The organism is Streptomyces sp. NPDC034037, from assembly GCF_055575715.1.
Window position 1 is genome coordinate 247,002 of record NZ_JBVISC010000005.1, and the last position, 21,298, is coordinate 268,299.

The window sequence follows — 21,298 nt, forward strand, 5'->3', positions numbered from 1 at the left end:
CGCAGTTCCAGGCCCTGCCCCATCACGGCGGGGCCTTCGTCGTGTCCGGGACCGTCGTCCCGCGACCAACCGCACCCATCTGAGGAGTACGCATGGCAGGCAACAACGGCAAGGAGATCCGCGTCGCCGGTACCGGACGCGTCCTGATCGCCCCCGCCGGCACCGACGCCCCGGCCAACGCCACCGTCGACTGGGACACCACCAAGTGGACGGACCTCGGTTACACCACGACCGACGGCATCAAGTTCAACAAGAAGGACAAGATCGACCCGGTGGACACCTGGCAGTCGGTGAGCCCGGCGCGGTTCATCTACTCCGACCGCGACCTCACCGTGAAGTTCCAGCTGCTCCAGTTGAACAAGGCGACCCTCGCCTTCTTCATGGGCGGCGGCGAGGTGAAGGCGGTGACCACCGCGCCGGGGACCGTGGTGGAGAACGAGCTCAAGGAGTTCTCGTACGACCTGGCCAACACGCCGACCCCGGACGAGCGGGCGCTCGGCATCGAGTTCGTCGACGGCGCGTCGAAGTACCGCTTCGTGGTGCCGCGCGGCCAGGTCACCGAGACCGAGGAGATCGGCCTGACCCGGACCGGCGCGGTGAAGCTGGGCGTGACCTTCACGGCCCTCGCCAAGGACGACCGGGCTCCGCTGGCCAGCTTCCGCATCAAGGAACTCGCCACGTCCTACGCGTGAGCCGGCCGGGGCACATGTGGCCCGCTCATAACGCCCGCTGACGGCGCGCAATCGGCGGTCGTGCTCGTACGCGACCGCATAGGATCCCCGCGACGCCCGGCCCGTGCCCCCTAGCACGGCCGGGCGTCGCCCTGCCCAAGGAGACAACCGTGGCCGGCTTCAACGTCAACGCCGCCCGCGCCCAGCGCCTCGAAGCGCTCGGTCGGGCCTGGACCTTCGAGCTCGACGCCGAGACCTTCGAGCTGCCGACCGAACTGACCCGCGCCACCGCGCGCGAGCTGCGGGACCTGGACGACAACGACGTGGACGGACTGCTCGAACTGCTTCTGGGCGAGCAGCAGTTCGCCCGCTTCGAGCGTCATGACGTCACGATGCAGGACATCGCGGCGATCCTGGAGGCGTACGGCAAGGAGACCGGGCTCGGCCTGGGGGAAGGCTGAGCCTCGGCGTGTTCGTCGACGAACACGCCGAGGCCCTTGAGGCGGACCTGCTGCGCCACTACGGCCTCGACCTGCTGGACTGGCACCGGGGCCGGCTCTCCTCGCGCCGCCTCGCGCTCCTGATCCGGCACCTGCCCCGGGACAGCGCGGTGGCCCGCGAGACGGAGGGGGAGGCGGCGGAGTGGGCGGTGGGGGACTATCTCCTCGCCCATGTGGTGGACCAACTGGCGGACGCCAACTGGATGTTCGCCACGGTCAACCGGGACGAGGACGCGGATCCCCTGGAGCCGCCGAAGCCGGTGCCGCGGCCGGGTACGGTCGACGTGGCGGCCACCCGGGGCGCCCCTGAGCCCGCCACCGCCCCCGGCACAGGTCCCGGCGCAGGTCCCGGCACCGCCCCGGGCCCCGCCCCCGGGCCCGCGCCCGCGCCCCTCGCGAGGCCGAGCGCCGATCAGCTGGCCGCCTTCTTCTCCTGACGAGCGGAAGCCCGCCCGGCCGTACCGGTCGTCCCCCGTCACCTCCGGCGCAGGGTCACCTTCCACGGGGGCAGGGAGCCCCACCGCAGCGCGCCCCCGTGGCCGCCGCCCACGGCGACGAGTCCCGGGCCCGGGATGACGATCGTGCCGCGGAACTTCCCCGTGTGCTCGATCAGCTTCCTTTCCCCGCGCCCTTGGAAGTCGTAGAGCCAGACGGAACCGTGGCCCTCGAAATCGACGTCCGCTTCTGTCTTTTCCCCGTGGTGGGTGAAGACGCGGGACGTGTTCCCGGCATTCTCCGGCGCCAGCGGGGGCGCGTCCGACAGTTCGCCGAGGGATATGTGCCAGCGCCCCGGCCTGTGCACGCCGTCGGATATGGCGAGCCGGTGGTATTTCGCCGGAATCACCAGGTGGGCCCGGTCCTTTCCCCACCCGGACTCCCCGACGCGTTCCCGGAGGGTGATGCCGCCCTCCGTGCAATCACCGTCGATCGAGAAGCCCCGCCCGAACGCTCTGCCCCAGGCCTCCGCGAGCAGGACCTTTCCGGAGCGAGAAGCCGGTATGTCGAACTCGTCCCTTCCGCGTCCGGAGAAATACCCCGACGAACTATCGGACATTCAGGAACCTTTCGAGAGGAAATGCCAGATGAGCGAAGGTGACGTGAAGCCGATCAAGGACAGGGTGGCAGACCTTGAGAAGCAGATCCAGGAGTTCACGACCAAGTTCGAACACGGCTGGGCCAAAGGCGAAACCGTCGGCGCGGCGGGTGCCGCCACGGGTGCGGCCGCGTCCCTGACCGGTGTCTCGGGCGAGGCCACCCTGCTGTCCGGCGGCTTCAAGCTGGCGAACTTCGAATACGACTTCATGGCCGAGAGGGAGAAGAAGAAGCTCAGGAGTCTGCGCCAGCTGCCGGATCAGCTGGCCGAAGACATCGGTGCCGCCAAACGCCTGGCCAACGAAGGAAAAGAGGCGGCCGGCCGCGTCGACCGACGGGTGAGCGACCTCTCCCGCGACGTCGACCAGAAGCTCCGCCGCAAGGCCGACCTCTCCGAGGTACGGCAGACCAACAGCCGCCAGAACAGTCAGCTCGAAGGGCTGCGGAGCAGTCAGGTCAGCGCGCTGCGCCGCGAGGCCACCCAGGCGAACGCCGCCGTGCAGCACCTGAACGACGAGATCACCCGGCTCAATTCCCGCTTCTGACGCGGCGAGCGAGGAGAAGACACCATGGGACTGAACCAGTCCATAGGAACCGCGGCCACCCAACTGGGGCGGCTGCGCGGGGCGGCCCGCCAAGCCGCGTCCGAGATCGGCACGTTGGGCAAGTCGACCGGGACCGCCGCGAGGTCCGTCGGCAGCCTCGGCCGGCCGGCCGGCACCGCCGCCACCGCCGTCGGCAAGCTCGGCACGTCCTCCGGGACCGCCGCCACCGCCGTGGGACGGCTGCGCACCTCCGCCAACAACAGCGGCGGCGCCGTACGCCAACTGAACACCGGCCTGCGGACCGCCGACGGATCCCTCTCCAAGGCCCGCAAGGGAAGCGACGGCTTCAAGAAGGCCCTGGACGGGCTGCGCGGCGCCGCCAACCGCACCAAGACCGCCCTGCGCGACGTGCAGCGCCAGGCCGACGCCGTCGAGAAGTCCGTCGGCAAGGCCGGCAAGAACGCCGACAAGGGCGGCAAGTCCATGGGCGGGCTCGGCAAGGGCCTCAAGGGGGCGAGCGTGGCCCAGAAGGGGCTGAACCTCGCCATGGCGGCCAGCCCGTTCGGGCTGATCATGACCCTGGCCGCCCCGCTGATCGCCCAGTTCGTGAACATGGACAAGGTCACCGCCGCCCTCAAGCGGGGCATGACCGCCGCCTGGAGCGGCATCAAGTCCGGCACCCGCTCGGCCGTCGACTTCATCAAGCCGCTGGTCAAGGGCCTCGGCAACCTCATCCTGGCCCCCATCCAAGGGCTGGCGGGCGCCCTGAACGGGGTGTTCGGCGTCCTCGCCGGGATCAAGATCTCCATCCCGAGCTGGGTGCCGAAATGGGGCGGCAAGTCCTTCGGGTTCCCGCGCCTGCACGTGCCCGTCCCGCACCTCGCCCAGGGCGGCGTCGTGCGGGCGCGGAGCGGCGGCACCCTCGCCCTCGTCGGTGAGGCCGGCGAATCCGAGGCCGTCATCCCGCTCTCCCGCCTGGAGAGCATGATCGGCCGCGGCGGCGGCAACACCGCCGCCCTGCGCCGCCTCGCCGACGTCATGGAGCGGCTCGCCGAGCGGCCCGTGCACGTCGACGTCGACTCGCAGACCATCGCCCGCGCCGTCTTCGCCGGGCAGCGCGCCCTCGCCCGCAGGTAACCGCGCGGCACGCCGTAGGCCCGTACGCCGCGCATCACATAGAACAGGAGGAGTTCATGGCCAGGAACCTGTGGATCGGAGCCCCCGGCCGGCTCCGGGAAATACGTCAGGCGGCGAAGAGCTGGGAGCGCACCGCCGAGCTGAACGTCACCGAGTTCAAGGCGCTCGAAGGGCGCGTCACCACCTTCGCCCCCACCCGCACCACCCGCCGCCTGAAGTTCTCCTTCGACTGGCTGGAGCCCGGCGACGCCCGGCACCTGGACCGCCTCGCCCGCCGCGTCGGCACCGGCCGAGGCCCGCTCGTCGTGCTCGACCCCGCCGCCGTCAACCTCCTCGACCCCCATCAGGCGGCCGGCCAGTCGGACAGCCCCGGCGGCCGGGACCACTGGTTCACCATGAACGGCGCCGTCGCGCTCGCCCGCGACGCCGACGACCTCACCACCGCCGACTGCCAGGACCCGGCCGCCGCCATCGGCTGGGTGCACGGCACCTGGGCGGGCTGGCCGGTGGTGCCCGGCATGCGGGTGTCCTGGCTCCTGCCGGCCGGCTGGGACCCGGCCACCGTGACCGCCCAGCTGGACTGGAAGGCGGCGGACGGGACGTATCTGAGCACCGCCCACGCCTCCGGGACCTCCGTCACCGGCACCGCCCCGGCGGGCGCCGCCTTCGCGACCCCGGTCGGGCGCCCCGGCGCCACCGGTCTGTTCGGGCTCGCGGGCGCCTGCCTCACCCTCGACGAGGAGCCGGGCGCCGACCCGGGCACGGGGCCCGGCGCCCACCTCCTCGGCGACGGCTGCCCCGCCATGTCCGTCACCGCGTACACCGACGTCCCGGCGGCCCGCCTGCCGTACCGCAACGTCAGCGTCGACCTCGTGGAGGTGCGCCGTGCAGCCTTCTGACGAGGCCCTCGACCACGCCCTGTCCGCCCCCGAGCGCGTCCCCGCCCACTCCACCCGCCTCGGCGGCGAGGAGCTGGGCGGCCAGGTCCAGTCCTGGAAGGTCGAGCGCGCCTACGCCACCGACCTCCCCGAGGCGATGCGGGCCTTCTCCGGCAGCGCGTCCGCCCAGCTCGAAGTGCAGCTGGGCGGCGCCGACGGCGTCCCCGCGCCACGGCTGTACTCGGCCTGGGCGAACCGGGCCACGGGCGACGTCGTACGCCCCGGCCAGTCGGTCGTCCACCGGGCGGGGGCCGCCGGGCGCACCCTGCCCGCCTTCCGCGGCACGGTCCGCTCGCGCGGCGCGGCCTCCGGCAGCGACACCGTCACCGTGCAGGCCCTGGACGGGGCCGAGCGGCTGCGCGGTCCCGCCTCGCTGCCCCGGCCCTACCACGGCTACCTCTACGGCCGCCCGGTGGCCACCGCCACCTGGTGCGTGGACGAACTCCTGCGCCAGGGCGGCATCCACACCTGCCCGCCCCCGCGCGCGCCGCTGGTCGACCAGGACGACACGGCGGACGAGAAGCCGTTCACCGTGCTCTACGCCTCGCTCCACGGCGGCTTCAACTCCACCTACGGCCAGCCGGAGGAGGTGCCGAGCCCGTCCGCGTACGACTGGATCCAGGAGGGCGCGCCCTTCGAGCTCGCGCTGATGCCGAAGGCCACCGGGCTCACCGCCTCCTGGATGCCGCGCTCGCGGTTCGTCATGCCCGGCAAGGTCTTCCTGGTGGAGTGCTGGGTCAACACGGCGCTCACGCGCGGCAATCTGATCGAGATGTCGGCGGTGTTCGACCAGAGCGGCACCAAGACCGGTTACATCAAGGCGTCGTTCGACATCGCCACGGGCGTCGTCGGCATCACCTCGGGCACCACGGGCGTCGCCGCGCCCACGGTCACCTGGGGCATCGACAAGCTGGCCTCGCTGCGCGGGAACTGGCACCTCGGTTTCCTGGTCGACACGTCCTCGACCGGCACCGTCGTCGCCCCGACCGTGCAGCCGCGCCTCACCGCCCCCGACGGCTCGCTGCGCGTGGGCGGCAAGTACACGTTCACCCAGGAGTCGGCGTTCCAGCCCACCTCGGAGCTGAACCGGATCGACCTGACCACCGACATGGCCGTCGAGTGCCTCCAGGTCACCGACCGGGTGTGGACGGACACGGCGAGCTATCCGGACCAGGAGTGGGAGCCGAAGGGGGGGTGGGTGAAGGGCGCGGTCCTCGACCTGCCCGAACTGCCGCTGTACGACATCCCCAAGGTGTCCGGCTCGCAGTGGGACGTGATCACCGAGATCGCCCGGGCCAGCATGTCCACCGCCGAATTCGACGAACAGGGCGTCTTCCGCTGGCGCGGCCCCTCCCGGTTCACCACGGTGCCGACCGTCCCCGACCTCACCGTCACCACGAACCGGGACATCGCCTCGCTCACGGTCACCGAGGAGATCGACGCCTGCCGCAACCACTGCGAACAGCCCTACCAGGACTGGACCGGCATCAAGGCGCTGCGCGGCGAGGCGGTGGACGACACGGTGGTGCGGGAGATCAAGCCGAACACCGCCGTCGTCGTGCAGTACGCCATGGCCGAGGACGAGAACGACGTCGGACCGCTCCTGGTCGTGGACGACTCCGTCAGCTACGACGGCCACGGCGTGCGGTTCGGCACGGCGAAGACCGGCGGCACCGCGGTCAAGGGCAAGGTGTCGGTGAGCTGCTGGCGGGAGGGGCCGACCTACTTCGTACGGTTCTCCAACCGCGGTACGACCAGCGTGTGGACGGTCACCAAGGACGGCAAGCCGTCCGTGCGCGTCCTGCCCCTGAAGCGGTCGGCCGATCCCAGGCAGCGGTCCTACGCCCGCTGGAACACCACCAGCCAGGAGCACTACGGCAAGCAGCAGTACACGGCGCCCGCCACCGACTGGGTGCAGACGTCCACGGGCGCCGCCGCCCTGTCGAACGCCATGCTCGCCGCCGGCCGCTACCCCGTGCCGCTCCTCGGCGAGGTGGAGATCCTGCACGACCCGCGCGTCCAGCTCGGCGACGTGGTGCGGGTGCGCGACTTCGCGGGCGCCGAACTGGACACCCTCGCCTGGGTGGTGGGCATCCGCACCACGTGCGCCGCGGGCAGCGCCCCGCAGCAGACCCTCACCCTGCGCGGCACCGCGTACAACGGCGCGCCCGCCGACGACGGGCTCACCCCCGACGGCCCGGTGGACCCCGCCCACGGCACGCAGCGGACGTACCAGCGGCTCACCGCCCAGTACGCGACGCTCGACGCCCTCACCACGGCGGCGCTCAGCTACCGGACGCTCCTGACGACGACGGGGGCCACGACATGAACGGGAGCCTCGCCATGAACGAGAGCCTCGCCATGAACGAGGAGGGGAGCCTCCGCATGAACGAGGACGACCCCGACGAGGCCGGGACGGCCGGCACGTACGTGCCGCCGCCCGGGCCCGTGCAGATCGACGACCCCCTCGTGGCGGCCGACGACGAGGGCATGGACCCGAACGAGACGCTGCCGCCGCCGCTCGACGGCTGAGCCCGCCGCGCCACCCCCGGCCCCGTGCCCGTGCCCGCCCCAAGGAGGAATCGAACTCATGGTCGCTCTCACCCCGCTCGGCAGCCTGCCCTACCCGCAGCCCGCCGACAACGCCAACATCCCCGTCCACCTCCAGTCCCTCGCCGAAGCCGTCGACGGCCGCACCGTGCTGCGCTTCGCCGACGCCGCGGCCCGCGACGCGAAGGTGAGCGACCCGATCCCCGGCATGCTCACCTGGCTCAACAACCCCGGCCGCTACTACCACTTCACCGCCGCCCGGCAGTGGGCGCCGCTCGTGCCCGGCCCGGTGCACTGGTTCAGCAACCTCAGCGGTACGACGACCTCGACCGCGTACGTCGAGACCCTCACCGGCGTCACCGAGCCGTTCGCCGTCACCTTCCTCGCCCCGCCGTCCGGCATCGCGCTCCTGACGGTCGGCGCCCGCATCAACAACAGCGCGGCGGGCCTGGCGCACTTCTCGGCCTCCGTGAAGCAGGGCACCAGGGTCGTCTTCGCCGCGGCCGACAACCGCGCGGCCGTCGTCGGCGGCACCAACCCGGTCTCGGCGAGCAGCCAGTTCCCGCTCTCCGGCCTCACCGCGGGCGCCGCCTACACCGTGACCGGCGCCTACCGCACCACCGCCGCCACCGCCACCTTCACCAACCGCTTCCTGACCCTCACCGGCCTGAACTGACACACCCGAGGAGGCCCCCATGGCCACACCTCTGACCCCCGACGCCCTCGTCCGCGCCCTGCGCGGCGAGGGCGTCCGCGTGAGAGAACACGGCGACTGGAGGACGCACAACCGCAACCACAAGGGCCCCTGGGGGCCGGTGCACGGCGTCATGCTGCACCACACCGCCGGCCGCGACAGCCTCGCCGTCTGCCGGCACGGCCTGCCCGACCTGCCCGGCCCGCTGTGCGTCGGCCTGATCGCCAAGGACGGCACGCTCCACCTGGTCGGATACGGCCGCACCAACCACGCCGGCAACGGCTCCAGCGCGGTGCTCGACGCGGTCCGCACCTCGAAGGCACCGCCGTCCCGGCCGGGCCCCGACGCGGTGGACGGCAACGCCCGCTTCTACGGCTTCGAGATCGAGAACCTCGGCACCGGCCGCGACCCCTACCCCGCCGCCCAGCTCGACGCGGTGGAGCGCCTGTCGGCGGCCCTGTGCCGGGCGCACGGCTGGACGGGGGCGAGCGTGATCGCCCACAAGGAGTGGACCCGCAGGAAGATCGACCCGTCCTTCTCCATGCCGGTGATGCGCGGCCGGGTCGCCGCCCGGCTCGGCTCCAGGCCGCCGGGCGACCACACCCCCTCCCCCGCGTACGCGCCGTTCCCCGGCGCGGCGTTCTTCACGGTCGGCCGGCGCGACGCGCTGTGCACGGCGGTCGGCCGCCGCCTGGTCGAGGAGGGCTGCGGACGGTACGAGATGGGGCCCGGGCCCGTGTGGACCGAGGCCGACCGCGCCTCGTACGCCGCCTGGCAGCACAAGCTCGGCTACCGGGGCGGCGCGGCCGACGGGGTGCCGGGGCGGGCCAGCTGGGACCGCCTGCGCGTACCGCGGCCCTGACGGCGGCCGACTCCTGCAAGAAGCACTGCGGAGCGCTGAGGAGCACCGAGGAGAACCCGGGAGAACCGAGGAGAACCATGGAGAAAGACACCACGCGCAGAGCGCTGCGCACCGCCGTACAGGCGCTGTTCACGCTGCTCGCCGCCCTGCCGCTGCTCGCGGCGGACCCGGGCATCGCCGACGTACCGGTGCTCGCGGCCCTCGTCGCCTTCGCCACCGGGCTGAGCCGGCTGATGTCGGTACCGGCCGTCGAGGCGCTGCTGCCCCCGTGGCTGCGCGGGCAGGCGGGCGAGGGGGCGGACGATGGCGGTTGAGACGGGCAGCGTCCCCCTGGAGCTGGAGCGGCTGAGGCGCTCCGTGGACGTGGGGTTCGCGACCACGCGCGGGGATCTGGCGCTCCTGCTGCAGCGGGCCGACCAGACCGACAAGACCCTCTCGGAACACGAGGACCGCCTCGGCGCCCTGGAGCGCAGCCGCTGGCCGCTGCCGTCCCTGGCCGCCATCACGTCGTGCACGGCGCTTGCGGTCACGCTCTGGCAGACCGGCGGCAGATAGCACACCGCCCTCCCGGCGGACCGGACCGCTCGCACGGTCCGGTCCGCCGGTCGACGTGTGGTGCGTGCAAGGTACGCGGTCACACCTCCACGAGCAGTTCCTGGAAGCCGCGGATCACGAAGTTCGGTCTGCGGACCGGTTCCGCGGCGAGGCGCAGGGTGGGGGCCCGGCGCAGCAGGGCCCGGGCCGAGGCGGTGAGTTCCAGGCGGGCCAGGGGGGCGCCGAGGCAGTAGTGGACGCCCGCGCCGAAGGAGATGTGGGGGTTGTCGCGGCGGGCCAGGTCCAGTTCGGCGGGGCGGGTGAAGACGGCCGGGTCGCGGTTGGCGGAGCCGAAGAGGAGCGCCAGCTCGCTGCCGCGCGGGATGCGCACGCCGCCGATCTCGATGTCGTCCAGGACCCAGCGCTCGAACAGCTGGAGCGGGGTGTCGTGGCGCAGCAGTTCCTCGATGGCCGTGGGCAGCAGGCCGGCCGGGTCGGCGCGCAGCTCGGCGAGCCGGTCGGGGTGGCGCAGCAGCGCGTGCCAGCCGTTGACCGTGGCGTTGACGGTCGCCTCGTGTCCCGCGTTCAGGAGCAGCACGCAGGTGGAGATCATCTCCTGTTCGCCGAGCGACCGGCCGTCCTCGTGGGCCGCGATCAGCCCCGAGATCAGGTCGTCCCCCGGGCTCTCGCGGCGGGCGGCGATCAACTCCCGCAGGTAGGCGGAGAATTCGAGGGAGGCGGCGACCGCCCTGGTCGCCGTCTCCGCGGAGGGGCGCAGCTCGTACATCCCGCAGATCGCGGCCGACCAGGGCCGCAGCAGATGCCGGTCGCTCTCCGGGACGCCCAGCAGCTGGGCGATGACCGCGACCGGCAGCGGCTCGGCGACCTTCGCGGCGAGGTCGCCGCCCCCGTCGGCCACCAGCTCGCGCACCAGCTCGTCGGCCAGCTCCTCGACGTAGGGGCGCAGCCGCTCGACCGTGCGGGGCGTGAAGGCCTTGGCGACCAGGCGGCGGATGCGGGGGTGCGCGGGCGCCTCCAGATCGAGGATGCCGTTGTCGTTCAGGACGTGGAACGGCTCGTGCTCGGGCGGCGGGGCGGCGCGGCCGAACTCCTCGTGGGTGAAGCGGTGCAGGTACGTCCGGCCCAGGCGCCGGTCGCGCAGCAGGGCCGAGACGTCCGCGTGGTGCGGGATCAGCCACTGGTCGGTCGGCGCGTGGTGGAGGGCGCGGCCCGCCGCGCGAAGCCGGTCGTACGCCGGCCAGGGGTCGGCCACGAACTCCGGCGCGTCGGGGGTGAAGACCTCGGAGGGATCGAACGGTACGGGCGTCATGGCGCGACGCTATGGGGTCGCCGTGGGGCGCGGACAGACCTCCGGAGGGGGCCGCGACCCGCCCGGAAGTCCGTCAGCCCGGGGTGACCAGCCTCGCCTCGTACGCGAAGACCGCCGCCTGCGTGCGGTCCCGCAGCCCCAGCTTCACCAGGACCCGGCTGACGTGCGTCTTGATCGTGGACTCCGCGACCACCAGGCGCGAGGCGATCTCCGCGTTCGACAGCCCCTGTGCGATCAGCACCAGGACCTCCGTCTCGCGCTCGGTCAGCTCGCCGTACTGCTGCGCCTGGACCGCCGCCGAAAGGCGCGGCGTCTGCGCCATCTTGGAGAACTCGGTGATCAGGCGGCGCGTGACGGTCGGCGCCAGGAGCGCTTCGCCGGAGGCCACCACCCGCACGCCGTCGGCCAGTTGGCGCGCCGAGGCGTCCTTGAGGAGGAACCCGGAGGCTCCCGCGCGCAGCGCCTGGTACACGTACTCGTCCAGGTCGAACGTCGTCAGGACGAGCACCTTCGACGTGCCCTCGGCCGCGACGATCTCCCGGGTCGCGTCGATGCCGTTCAGCTCGGGCATGCGGATGTCCATCAGGACGACGTCGGGGGCCAGTTCGCGCACCCGCTCGACCGCCTCGCGGCCGTTGACCGCCTCCCCGACGACCTCGATGTCGGGCATGGCGCCCAGCAGGACGGAGAAACCCTCGCGGACCATCATCTGGTCGTCCGCGATGAGCACGCGGATCGTCATGCGCTCTCCTCCTTCGCCGCCTCGGGCCGGTCGGCCAAGGGCACCGGCAGGAAGACGGTGACCTCGTACCCGCCCTCGGCCGTCGCCTCCGCCGTCATCTCACCGTTCAGCATGGTGACGCGCTCACGCATGCCGGTGATGCCGTGGCCGGCCCCCGGGGACGGCTTGACCAGGCCGGTCGCCGGGCCGTTGACGACGCGCAGACCGAGGCCGCCCAGGACGTAGCCGACCTCGACGCGGGCCGGGGCGCCGGGCGCGTGGCGCAGGCTGTTGCTCAGGGCCTCCTGCACGATGCGGTACGCCGAGAGCTCCACGCCCTGCGGCAGTTCCCGCACCGCCCCGGTGATCACCTTGTCGACGCTCAGGCCCGCGTCCTGGACGTTGTCCAGGAGGCGGTCGAGGTCGGCGAGGGTGGGCTGCGGGGCGTCCGGCGCCTCGTAGTCCTCCGCCCGTACGACACCGAGGAGGCGGCGCAGCTCGGTCAGCGCCGCCACCGCGTTCTCCCGGATCGTCGCGAACGCCTGCTCCAGCTCGGGCGGCGGGTCCTGCACGCGGTAGGGCGCGGCCTCCGCCTGGATGGCGACCACCGACATGTGGTGCGCGACCACGTCGTGCAGCTCGCGGGCGATGGTGGTGCGCTCCTCCAGGAGCGTGCGCTTGCCGCGCTCGATGGCGGTGACGGTGCGCTGCACCGTGACCTCGCGCTGGGCCTCGCTGCGCACATGGGCGAGGGTGGTGACGAGCAGCGCGAGCGCCGAGCAGAACAGCATCGCCGGGGCGTCGGACCCGGCGTAGCCGTTGGCGCCGAAGTCCAGCAGGGCCTCGGCGGCCAGGGCGTACGCCGCCGTGGCGAGCCACATCCACAGGGCGGTGCGCGGGCGGGTGCGGGCGGCGACCACGACCATCACCACGATGTGCGCGAAGAAGGCCTCGGGCGTCCACGGCCAGCCGTCCCAGGTGTTCCCGAACGCCGCGGTGACCAGCGTCGACGCCAGCGACACCCAGAACGCGCCGACCGGCCTGACCAGCGTCATCAGGACGGCTGCCGCGGGGATCAGGCTGACGGCCACGTAGGGGGCACCACCGCCACCGAGGGCCATCCGGTAGGAGATGAACATGGTGATCAGGGCCGCGGCCACCACCAGGGCGTGACGGCTCCAGACGGCGTACGGGCGTATCCGCTCCGGGAGCAGACGGGCCGCCCCGCCGCCCGCCGGCCTCGGGGGCAGCAGCCGGTAGGCGAAGGCGTCACGGCACAGTGCCTCGCGCAGGCCGCCGAGGACCTCCCGCGCGAAATGGAACTCCGGGCTCTTGGGGCCCTGGCCCCTGAGCTGCTCAGTCGTATCGGTCACGGTGACGACGGTACGGGGGCGCCGGGCCCGGGTCGTCCACAGCGAGAGGGGTTCCGCGGGGTCCGTCGCAGGTACTACACGCGGGCCCGACACGCCGCCCCGAGGCCCCCGAGGCCCCCCGAGGCCCCGCTCTCACCGGTGCCCGGAAGGCCGCACCACCCCGGACTCGTAGGCGAAGACCGCCGCCTGGGTGCGGTCCCGCAGGCCCAGCTTCACCAGGATGCGGCCCACGTGCGTCTTCACCGTCTGCTCGGCGACCACCAGCTCCGCCGCTATCTCCGCGTTCGACAGGCCCCGTGCGATCAGGGCGAGGACCTCCGTCTCGCGCCCGGTCAGCTCGCCGACGCGGGACCTGAGGGGCCCGCGCCCCCCGCCGTCCAGACGGGAGAACTCCGCGATCAGGCGCCGGGTGATGCCGGGCGCGAGCAGCGCGTCCCCGGCGGCCACCACCCGCACGGCCTCGGCGAGCTGGTCCGCGGAGGCGTCCTTCAGCAGGAAACCGGACGCGCCCGCGCGCAGCGCCTCGTACACGTACTCGTCCAGGTCGAACGTCGTCAGGACCAGGACGCGCACCTCGGGCAGCGCGGCCGTGATGCGGCGGGTGGCCTCGATGCCGCTCAGCTCGGGCATGCGGATGTCCATCAGGACCACGTCGGGCGTCAGCTCGCCGACCTGGGCGACCGCGTCCCGCCCGTCGACCGCCTGGCCGATCACCTCGATGTCCGGCTCCGCGTTCAGCAGGACCGTGAAGCCCTGTCTGACCATGATCTGGTCGTCGGCGATCAGTACCCGGATCGTGTCCCTCACTGGCTCTCCCCGTTCGTCGGCGAAACGTTCGTCGGCAAGAAGGCGGACACCTCGTAGCCGCCGTCCGGCAGGGGGCCGGCGGCGAGGTCACCGCCCAGCATCGCGGCCCGCTCCCGCATGCCGAGCAGCCCGTGCCCGGCGCCCGGCGAGGGCGGGACCCGCTCCCGCGCGGCGGTGTTGGTGACGCGCACGCGCAGGCCGGCCCCGCCGTGCGCGAGGGCTATGCGCACCGTCGAGCCCGGCGCGTGCCGGATGGCGTTGCTCAGCGCCTCCTGCACGATGCGGTACGCCGACAGGTCCACGCCGGGCGGCAGCGGCCGCCGCTCCCCGCCGGCCGGAAAGCCGCCGTGGACGGTCAGTCCGGCCATCCGGGCGTTGTCGAGGAGGCCGTCGAGCCGGTCCAGGGTGGGCAGGGGGGCCTGCGGGGCGCCGTCGGGGTCCTCGGGGTCCTCCGAGCGCAGCACGCCGAGGACCCTGCGCAGCTCGGTGAGGGCCTCCAGGGCGTTCTCCCGGATGCCTTGGAGGTTCTCCCGCAGCTCGTCGGGCGGGTCCTTGACCAGGTGCGGGGCGACCTGCGCCTGGATGGAGATCACGGACATGTGGTGGGCGACCACGTCGTGCAGCTCGCGGGCGATGCGGCTGCGCTCCTCCAGCAGCGTGCGCCGGGCGCGCTCCGCGGCGGTGAGCGTCGTCTGCCGGACGAGCTGGCTGCGGGTCTCGCGGCGGCCGCGCAGCAGCGTGCCGATCAGCGTGACGGCACCGAAGACGAGCGCCGAGAGCGGCACCGTCGTGTCGTACGGCCCCGGCCTGATCGTCTGTTGCAGCAGGAACGGCACCCCGACACCGAGGACGTACGCCGCCCAGGCGGCCCTGGCCGGCAGCCGCAGCGCGAGCAGCAGGGTCACGGCGGCGTGCGCGATGAACGAGGGCGGCGACCACGGCCAGGGTTCACCACCCTGATCGGGCGGGACGGTCCCGGCGGCGGTGAACACCCCATGCCCGGAGGGGATGCGCGCCGCCGCGGCGACGAACACGTTCACCCCGAGCGACAGCCACCACGCGGCGGCCGGCCGCGACAGGGCCAGCAGCAGGGCCGCGCCCTGCGCCAGGCTCAGGAACCAGCCGAGCACGTAGCCGAGTCGGTAGACCTGCGCCAGCTGGTCGACGTTGTTGACGGTCGTGGCGAGGGTGATCCCGAGGACCACGAGGTGCGGGGCCCAGCGCAGCCGCCGGGGCCTGCCGAGCGGCGGCAGCGGCAGGAGGGCCGCGTTCCACAGCTCCCCGCGCAGCCCACGCAGACCGCGCAGACCGCCGGTCAGGAACCGGTCGGCCCGCTCTCCGTCGCCATCCCCGCGGCCCGCACCGTCCACAAGATCAACCCTAGTCATGCCGCACCCCCTCGCCCCGCGCCGCCCCCGCCCCGCGGCGCACGCGCACCACCCGGGAGCCTCCCGCGCCGCGCCGCGGACCCCCGCGCTCCTGCGTGCGGAACGCCGCCCAGCAGACCCCGAGGGCCACCGCGAACACCGGCAGCCAGGCCAGGCGGGCGAGCACCCAGCCGAGCCCGTCCGGCACCGTGTGCAGTCCCGGCAGCGGTCGGCCGGCGAGCAGGCCGAGCGCGGTCACCGCCATCAGGGCCGTCTGGTGCCAGAGGAACACCGTCATCGCCGAGAGGTTGGCGAGGGCCACCGCCGCCCAGGCGAGGGGCGCGCGCGTCCACCGCCGCAACGGCTCCCGCAGCAGCAGCGCGAGCCCGCACTGGGCGAGGCCGAAGGTGACGACGGCCAGGGTGGGCGGGTCGAGGTTCGACACCGCCGCCCCGGGGACGCCGACCATCGAGGCGGGATAGCCGCCCCACAGGACCAGTACGGCGGTGGCCGCCGCGCCGCCCACGAGCAGCACCCGCCCGCAGACGCGCGTCAGCCCGCCCCGCGCCCAGGCCGTGCCGAGGGTGTAGGGCACGAGCCAGCCCGCCGCCACGTTGATCCAGCCGAGCCAGGCCGGGCCCCCGAAACCGAACCGCAGCAGATCCACGTGGAGGACGACGGCCAGCGGCCACAGCGGGTTGAGCCGCGCCACCAGCGGGGTCACCGCGGTGAGCGCGGCGAGGACCAGCAGGAACCACAGCGGGGAGAGCGCCAGTTTCAGCAGGGTGTGCACCGTGTCCGGGTCCGTGCCCGTCAGGAGGAGGGCGCACGCGGTGACGGCCCAGACCGCGAGCACGGCGGCGACCGGCCGGAAGAGACGGCCGAGCCGGGCCGCGAGCCACGGGAGGTGGCCGATGCCACGCGCCCGCGCCGACGCGTGGCTCTTCGCCGCCACCTGGCCGCCCACCAGGAAGAACACGGCCAGCGTCTGGAAGACCCAGGAGACCGGGGCGAGCCACGGCAGGTGCCGCAGCGGGCTCTCCCCGTGCAGGGCCCCGCCGTCCCACACCAGCGCCGTGACCAGCCAGTGGCCGCCCACCACACCGAGGATGGCCAGGGCCCGCAGGGCGTCTACGGCGCGGTCCCGCCCGGGAGGCGTACCGGCCTCGATCCGCCGCACCAGGTCACGCATGGCCGCCCTCCGGGGCGTCCCCGCGCACGATCCGGGCGAGGCTGCGCAGCGGGACGGAGCCCGGTCTGAGGTAGTCGCTGTGGCCGCCGTCCCCGGCCGGGAAGACGCGGGCCCCGAAGTCGGCGGAGAGCGGGTCGGTGCCGAAGCCCACCGTGGTGCCGAACAGGTCGGCGCCGGCGTGCGGCACCTCGGCGATCCAGTCGTCCGCGCCGCGGCCGGCCCAGATCCGGGCCCCCGTGTTCAGGTCGGCGGCCCGGTCGGCGCCGGTGCCGGGGCTGCCGTAGAGCGCGATGTCGGCGACGTCCAGGGGGCGCGGCCCCGAGGCGGCGCTCGCGCACACCACCGAGCCGTAGGAGTGGCAGAGCAGGGACACCCGCGCGCGGGCGTTGACGCCGTGCAGGTCGGCGACGAAGGAGCGCAGCGCGGGCGCCGCGCCGTCCGCGCGGCCCGTGGTCAGCACGGCGGGGCTGACCGTGCCCGGCGTCTCGTAGCCGAGCCAGGCCACGACCGCCGTGCCCGCGCCCAGTTCGCGGTGCAGGGCGAGCGCGCCGGCGCGCAGCCTGCCGTAGGTGTCGAGGGAGGTGTCCGAGCCCGGCACCAGGACGGCGACGCGCCCGGCGTCCGCCAGGTCGCCGAAGACCTCGGCGGTGCGGCCCGCGCCCCGCCCGTCGAAGGCGAGGAAGTGCCGGCCGGGCGCGGCCATGGCGCGCAGTCCGGCGGCCCGCTCCCGCGCGCCGTACCGCTCGGCCATGCGGGCGGCCTCGGCGGCGTTCGCCCTGTTCGCCTCGTACGCGGCGGGCAGTTCCCGGGCCGTGACGTGGCCGAGGGCGGCGGGCGCGGGGGCCGGAATCTCGGGGCGGGCGGCGCCCGACAGCGGGAACACCACCGCCGCGGTGACCCCGGCCGCCAGCAGAGTGCGGCGCAGCCGCCCGGCACTGATCCTCATCGCGCTTCCCTTCCACCGCGCGGGCCGTGCTCCGACTCGCGTCCATGGAAGGGAAGTTAGGGACCGGGCTCTGTCACCCGCATCACACCGGGGTACGCACCCGCCGCGTAGCTCTCAGGTATGACGGGTATCCCCGGGGCCGCCGCGCGGGGCCCGTTCAGAACGCCAGCTGTGCGATCTCCTCCGCGACCACCGCGCACGCGTCCGCCGCCGGATCGATCAGCGGGAAGTGGCCCACGTCCGCGAGGAGGGTGAGGCCCACGACCTCGCCCGCCGCGGCCGCCGCGTCCGCGTACGCCTCGGCCACGGCTTGCGGCACCACGATGTCGTCGCGGCCCTGCACGAGGGCGGTGGCGATGCCCGTCGGGAGCAGCGAGGCGGGATCGGCGTAGGGCAGACGGTCCGTGAACCTGGCGCTGCCGCCCAGGAGTTGGGCGCAGGCGCCGCCGCACACGTCCAGTTCCTCGGCGGCCGTGAAGTCCGCGATGGGCGCGAGCGCGACGACGCCCCGCAGCGGGGCGGGCCGCTCGGTGCGCCAGGGCGCGTCGGCGGGCAGCAGGTGCCGGGCGGCCGCCCACAGCGCGAGGTGGCCGCCGGCGGAGTGCCCGGTGACGACCGTGCGGCGCGGGTCGGCCGACGGCAGGGCCTCGCGTACGAGCGGGAAGAGGGCGTCGAAGGCGGCGGCCACGTCGTCGAAGGTCTCCGGCCAGCGCCCGGCCACCGGGGCCGTGCCGCCCTGGGCCGGGATGGGGCTGCCCCTGCGGTACTCGACGTTGGCCACCGCGAAGCCCCGGCGCGCGAGGAAGTCCGCGAACGGCGTCAGGTGCCACCGGTCGTACGGCGCGCGCCAGGCGCCGCCGTGCAGGGTGACGACCAGCGGCGCGGGCCGGGGGGTGTCGCCCCGGGGCGCGTAGAAGTCGATGACCTGGTCGGGGTGCGCGCCGTAGGCGGCGGTGGCGTCCGGCTCCACGGCGGGGTGCGAGAAGGCGGCTTCGGCCTCGGCGGCATCGCGGGCCACGGCGGCGTCGTCCGGCATGCGGCAACCTCTCAACGGCAGTGCGGCTGGCGGGCACGTCCCGTCCCCCCGGGCGCGGGGGGACGGGACCAAGATCCGCCGGACGCTACCAGCCCGGCGCGCGCCCCGGCATCACGCCGCCAGCGTCCGCGCGAGTACGCGGGCGGCGCGCTCGGCGTCGGCGAAGGAGACGTACAGCGGGGTGAAGCCGAAGCGCAGCACGTCCGGCGCCCGGAAGTCGCCCACCACGCCCTGTTCGATCAGGCGCTTCATGACGTCGCCGGCGTCCGCGCAGCGCAGCGCGACCTGGCTGCCGCGCTCGGCGTGCGCGGCCGGGGTGAGCGACTCGACCAGGCCGGGCGGTACGTACGTCTCGACGCACCGCAGGAAGAAGTCCGTCAGGGCGAGCGACTTGGCCCGTACCGCGTCGACCGAGACGCCGTCCCAGACGTCGAGGGCCGCTTCCAGGGCGAGCATGGACAGGATGTCGGGCGTGCCGACGCGCCCGCGCACCGCGCCCCGGGCGGGCTCGAAGTCGGGGCGCATCCCGAAGGGCTCGGCGTGCGCGTTCCAGCCGGGCAGCGGCGAGTCGAACCGCTCCTGGTGCTCCTCGCGCACATAGAGGTAGGCCGGTGAACCGGGGCCGCCGTTCAGGTACTTGTAGGTGCAGCCCACCGCGAGGTCCACGCCGTGCTCGTCCAGGCCGACGGGCAGGGCGCCCGCCGTGTGGCACAGGTCCCAGACGGCGAGGGCGCCCGCCGCGTGCGCGGCCGCCGTCAGACCGGGCAGGTCGTGCAGGCGGCCGGTGCGGTAGTCGGCGTGGTTCAGCAGGACGGCGGCCGTGCGGGGGCCGAGCGCGGCCGGCGCCTCGGCGGGCGCGAGCGGGATCAGCCGGCAGCCGGTGAGGCGGGCCGCGGACTGCGCGATGTACCCGTCCGTGGGGAAGGTCGTGGCGTCAACGATGATCTCGTCACGCCCCCCGTCCGAGTGGCGGTCGCCCCCGTCCGGGCGGTCGCCGCCCTCGCCGCGGGCCAGTCGCACGGCGCCGACCAGCGCCTTGAAGACGTTCACGCTGGTCGAGTCGCCGACCACGATCTGGCCGGGGGCGGCGCCGACCAGCGGGGCGACGCGGTCGCCGATGCGCTCGGGCGCGGTCCACCAGCCGCTCTCGCCCCAGGAGCGGATGCGCAGCTCGCCCCACTGGCGGGCGATGACGTCCGCGACCCGGTCCGGCACGTTCGCGGGCAGGGCGCCCAGGGAGTTGCCGTCCAGATAGACGGTGTCGTCCAGGATGAACTCGGCGCGCTTGGCGGCCAGTTCGTCCTTCGCGTCCCAGATCTCGGCCTCGCTGCGCAGGTCAGACATGGCTCCTCGCCGTCCACAGCTCGGGGAACACGTTCTTCGTCGCCCGCTTCTCCAGCCAGGCCACGCCGGCCGAGCCGCCCGTGCCCGTCTTGGAGCCCATCGCGCGGCGGGTGGCGACCAGGTGGTCGTTGCGCCAGCGCCAGACCAGCTCGGCCACGTCCGTCAACGTCTCGCCGAGCCGCGCCAGTTCGGCGCTCTCGTCGCCGGAGTACAGCGCCGTCCAGACCGCCTCGACCTCGGGCGACGGCTCGTACTTCTTCGTCAGGTCGCGCTCCAGGACGGCGTCCGGGATCGCGTGCCCCCGCCGGGCGAGCAGCCTGAGCACCTCGTCGTACAGGCTCGGCTCGTGCAGGGCCTTCTCCAGCTCCGCGTGGACGCGCGGGGCGCCCCGGTGCGGGACCAGCATGGACGCCGACTTGTCGCCCAGCAGGAACTCCATGCGCCGGTACATCGCGGACTGGAACCCGGAGCCCTCGCCGAGCGAGCTCCGGTAGGAGTTGAACTGCGCGGGGGTCAGCCCGGCCAGCGGGGTCCAGGAGTGGTTCAGGGCCTCCAGCTCGCGGATGCTGCGCTTGAGCGCGGCCACGGCGACCGGGACGTCGTCGCGGCGCAGGGCGCTCGCGGCGGTCTCCCACTCGTGGACGATCACGGTGAACCACAGCTCCATGACCTGGGTGGTGACCAGGAAGACCATCTCGCCGGGGTCGTCCGACCGCAGGTGCTGGAGGTGGGTGAGGACGTCCGCCTGGACGTAGTCCTCGTACGGGGTGGTGCCGGCGAAGTCGAGGTTCGGGGCCTCGTGCGTCTCGGCGGGCGTCTCATGCGCCTCTGGGGACATCGCTGTCTCCTCGTACGTACTCCGGGTAGCGGTCCGCCCCTGCCGGTACCGGCACGGGGGCCCCGGTCCCCACCGGCATCCTCCGCAACTTTCCCCGAATCGGCAAGGCACACCCGTTCGGGACTCGGGCTAAAGCCGGACGCTGCTGTCGCCGACGCCGTCCTGTACGCGGCGCCGCTCCCGGCAGGCCCGCAGGTGGGCGGCGTTCCCGCAGCCCCGCACCGAGTGCCAGACGCCGCTGTTGTTGCGGGAGCGGTCGTAGAACGCGGCGGCGCAGGAGGCGTTGCGGCAGATCTTCAGGCGGCGCCAGAGGCCCGAGGTCTGGGCCAGCAGCGACTCGGCGAGCACGGCGGAGGCCAGCCAGCGCGCCCCCGCGCCCTCCGGTTCCACGGTCAGCGTGCCGTCGCCCGCGAGGCCGACGACCACGGGCGCGGAGGTGAAGCGCACCGCCGCCCCGCCCCGGTCCCCGGCGGCCAGCGCGCGCCGCACCTGGTCCCGCAGGCACCGCAGCTTCGGCAGGTCGTCGGCGGTCAGGACGAGCTGGACGTCGGCCCGGCCCGTCTCGCGGGCCCAGCCGCGCACCGCCCCGTCGGCCCACTCCTGGGCGGTGCCGAGCGCGCCGTCGGCCAGCAGGTCGGGCAGGTCGGCGGGGGCGGGACGGGCGGCCGGCGCGGTGTTCAGGAGCTCCTGGACGAGGGCGAGGCCGCCCGGCGCGGGACTCAGACAGTGGCGCTCGGTCGCTGGCCAGTTCATGCCTCTCACGGTACCCGCCCCGAAGGCGACACCAGTAAAAGGCATACAGTGCTGTCAGCATCGTAGGA

The 21,298-nt window shown here is 73.9% G+C and carries 24 protein-coding genes; 12 read left to right on the forward strand and 12 right to left on the reverse strand.

Translation table 11 applies throughout. The annotated features are described in order from the left end of the window. Positions 1 to 92: 92 nt before the first annotated feature. The 3 genes from ACZ516_RS19360 (at position 93) to ACZ516_RS19370 (ending at position 1,608) form a co-directional block, all read left to right on the forward strand. Positions 93 to 692: a phage tail tube protein gene (locus ACZ516_RS19360; protein WP_358587649.1), complete on the forward strand. Its 600-nt coding sequence runs from the start codon at positions 93 to 95 to the stop codon at positions 690 to 692. A 149-nt stretch (positions 693 to 841) separates the two neighbouring features. Then, complete coding sequence (locus tag ACZ516_RS19365) at positions 842 to 1,132, forward strand: hypothetical protein (RefSeq protein ID WP_358587651.1); 291 nt, start codon at positions 842 to 844, stop codon at positions 1,130 to 1,132. An 8-nt stretch (positions 1,133 to 1,140) separates the two neighbouring features. Then, complete coding sequence (locus ACZ516_RS19370; protein WP_469011184.1) at positions 1,141 to 1,608, forward strand: hypothetical protein; 468 nt, start codon at positions 1,141 to 1,143, stop codon at positions 1,606 to 1,608. Positions 1,609 to 1,646: 38 nt separating this feature from the next. Here the strand turns inward: ACZ516_RS19370 and ACZ516_RS19375 are convergent, their stop codons facing one another. Beyond that, positions 1,647 to 2,225: a hypothetical protein gene (locus tag ACZ516_RS19375; protein WP_469011185.1), complete on the reverse strand. Its 579-nt coding sequence runs from the start codon at positions 2,223 to 2,225 to the stop codon at positions 1,647 to 1,649. Between the two features lie 43 nt (positions 2,226 to 2,268). On the opposite strand from ACZ516_RS19375, the gene ACZ516_RS19380 reads away from it, so the two are divergent. The 9 genes from ACZ516_RS19380 to ACZ516_RS19420 all read left to right on the forward strand — a co-directional run bounded on the left by ACZ516_RS19380 (position 2,269) and on the right by ACZ516_RS19420 (position 9,544). Further along, entirely contained in the window at positions 2,269 to 2,808 is a 540-nt protein-coding gene (locus ACZ516_RS19380) for a hypothetical protein (protein ID WP_469011186.1), read from the forward strand. Positions 2,809 to 2,832: 24 nt separating this feature from the next. Then, entirely contained in the window at positions 2,833 to 3,945 is a 1,113-nt protein-coding gene (locus ACZ516_RS19385) for a phage tail tape measure protein (protein WP_361079871.1), read from the forward strand. 56 nt (positions 3,946 to 4,001) lie between these two features. Further along, entirely contained in the window at positions 4,002 to 4,844 is an 843-nt protein-coding gene (locus ACZ516_RS19390; protein WP_469011187.1) for a hypothetical protein, read from the forward strand. Next, the gene (locus ACZ516_RS19395) at positions 4,831 to 7,212 is read left to right on the forward strand and encodes a hypothetical protein (protein WP_469011188.1); all 2,382 of its coding nucleotides are present in this window, start codon (positions 4,831 to 4,833) and stop codon (positions 7,210 to 7,212) included. The genes ACZ516_RS19390 and ACZ516_RS19395 overlap by 14 nt, the downstream gene beginning before the upstream one ends. Positions 7,213 to 7,226: 14 nt before the next feature. Then, positions 7,227 to 7,415 (forward strand): hypothetical protein, encoded by a 189-nt coding sequence (locus tag ACZ516_RS19400; RefSeq protein WP_469011189.1) that lies wholly within the window; start codon positions 7,227 to 7,229, stop codon positions 7,413 to 7,415. A gap of 58 nt (positions 7,416 to 7,473) precedes the next feature. Next, positions 7,474 to 8,109, forward strand: coding sequence for a hypothetical protein (locus ACZ516_RS19405; RefSeq protein ID WP_358587664.1), 636 nt, complete (start codon positions 7,474 to 7,476; stop codon positions 8,107 to 8,109). A 19-nt stretch (positions 8,110 to 8,128) separates the two neighbouring features. Then, entirely contained in the window at positions 8,129 to 8,989 is an 861-nt protein-coding gene (locus tag ACZ516_RS19410; protein ID WP_469011190.1) for a peptidoglycan-binding protein, read from the forward strand. A 77-nt stretch (positions 8,990 to 9,066) separates the two neighbouring features. Beyond that, the gene (locus ACZ516_RS19415) at positions 9,067 to 9,303 is read left to right on the forward strand and encodes a hypothetical protein (protein WP_358587670.1); all 237 of its coding nucleotides are present in this window, start codon (positions 9,067 to 9,069) and stop codon (positions 9,301 to 9,303) included. Then, positions 9,293 to 9,544: a hypothetical protein gene (locus tag ACZ516_RS19420; RefSeq protein ID WP_358587672.1), complete on the forward strand. Its 252-nt coding sequence runs from the start codon at positions 9,293 to 9,295 to the stop codon at positions 9,542 to 9,544. The genes ACZ516_RS19415 and ACZ516_RS19420 overlap by 11 nt, the downstream gene beginning before the upstream one ends. A gap of 79 nt (positions 9,545 to 9,623) precedes the next feature. Here the strand turns inward: ACZ516_RS19420 and ACZ516_RS19425 are convergent, their stop codons facing one another. From ACZ516_RS19425 to ACZ516_RS19475, 11 genes are all read right to left on the reverse strand, one after another. Continuing rightward, a complete protein-coding gene (locus tag ACZ516_RS19425) occupies positions 9,624 to 10,853 on the reverse strand; it encodes a cytochrome P450 (RefSeq protein ID WP_469011191.1) in 1,230 nt (409 codons plus the stop codon). A gap of 73 nt (positions 10,854 to 10,926) precedes the next feature. Continuing rightward, entirely contained in the window at positions 10,927 to 11,595 is a 669-nt protein-coding gene (locus tag ACZ516_RS19430; RefSeq protein WP_358583651.1) for a response regulator transcription factor, read from the reverse strand. Continuing rightward, positions 11,592 to 12,947, reverse strand: coding sequence for a sensor histidine kinase (locus tag ACZ516_RS19435; RefSeq protein ID WP_469011192.1), 1,356 nt, complete (start codon positions 12,945 to 12,947; stop codon positions 11,592 to 11,594). The genes ACZ516_RS19430 and ACZ516_RS19435 overlap by 4 nt, the downstream gene beginning before the upstream one ends. A gap of 132 nt (positions 12,948 to 13,079) precedes the next feature. Beyond that, positions 13,080 to 13,754 carry a response regulator transcription factor gene (locus ACZ516_RS19440; protein WP_358583647.1) on the reverse strand — a complete coding sequence of 225 codons (675 nt, stop codon included), beginning with the start codon at positions 13,752 to 13,754 and terminating at the stop codon, positions 13,080 to 13,082. After that, positions 13,751 to 15,142 (reverse strand): sensor histidine kinase, encoded by a 1,392-nt coding sequence (locus tag ACZ516_RS19445; RefSeq protein ID WP_361079855.1) that lies wholly within the window; start codon positions 15,140 to 15,142, stop codon positions 13,751 to 13,753. The genes ACZ516_RS19440 and ACZ516_RS19445 overlap by 4 nt, the downstream gene beginning before the upstream one ends. After that, a complete protein-coding gene (locus ACZ516_RS19450) occupies positions 15,135 to 16,313 on the reverse strand; it encodes an acyltransferase family protein (RefSeq protein WP_361079853.1) in 1,179 nt (392 codons plus the stop codon). Before ACZ516_RS19450 ends, ACZ516_RS19445 begins: the two co-directional genes overlap by 8 nt. Continuing rightward, positions 16,306 to 17,259 (reverse strand): alpha/beta hydrolase, encoded by a 954-nt coding sequence (locus ACZ516_RS19455; RefSeq protein WP_469011193.1) that lies wholly within the window; start codon positions 17,257 to 17,259, stop codon positions 16,306 to 16,308. The genes ACZ516_RS19450 and ACZ516_RS19455 overlap by 8 nt, the downstream gene beginning before the upstream one ends. Before the next feature lie 157 nt (positions 17,260 to 17,416). After that, positions 17,417 to 18,295 carry an alpha/beta hydrolase gene (locus tag ACZ516_RS19460; RefSeq protein WP_361079849.1) on the reverse strand — a complete coding sequence of 293 codons (879 nt, stop codon included), beginning with the start codon at positions 18,293 to 18,295 and terminating at the stop codon, positions 17,417 to 17,419. Between the two features lie 111 nt (positions 18,296 to 18,406). Beyond that, complete coding sequence (gene kynU, locus ACZ516_RS19465; protein ID WP_469011194.1) at positions 18,407 to 19,639, reverse strand: kynureninase; 1,233 nt, start codon at positions 19,637 to 19,639, stop codon at positions 18,407 to 18,409. Further along, complete coding sequence (locus tag ACZ516_RS19470) at positions 19,632 to 20,477, reverse strand: tryptophan 2,3-dioxygenase family protein (protein ID WP_358583635.1); 846 nt, start codon at positions 20,475 to 20,477, stop codon at positions 19,632 to 19,634. Before ACZ516_RS19470 ends, kynU begins: the two co-directional genes overlap by 8 nt. A gap of 129 nt (positions 20,478 to 20,606) precedes the next feature. Beyond that, entirely contained in the window at positions 20,607 to 21,230 is a 624-nt protein-coding gene (locus ACZ516_RS19475) for a CGNR zinc finger domain-containing protein (protein ID WP_361079845.1), read from the reverse strand. Positions 21,231 to 21,298: the final 68 nt, after the last annotated feature.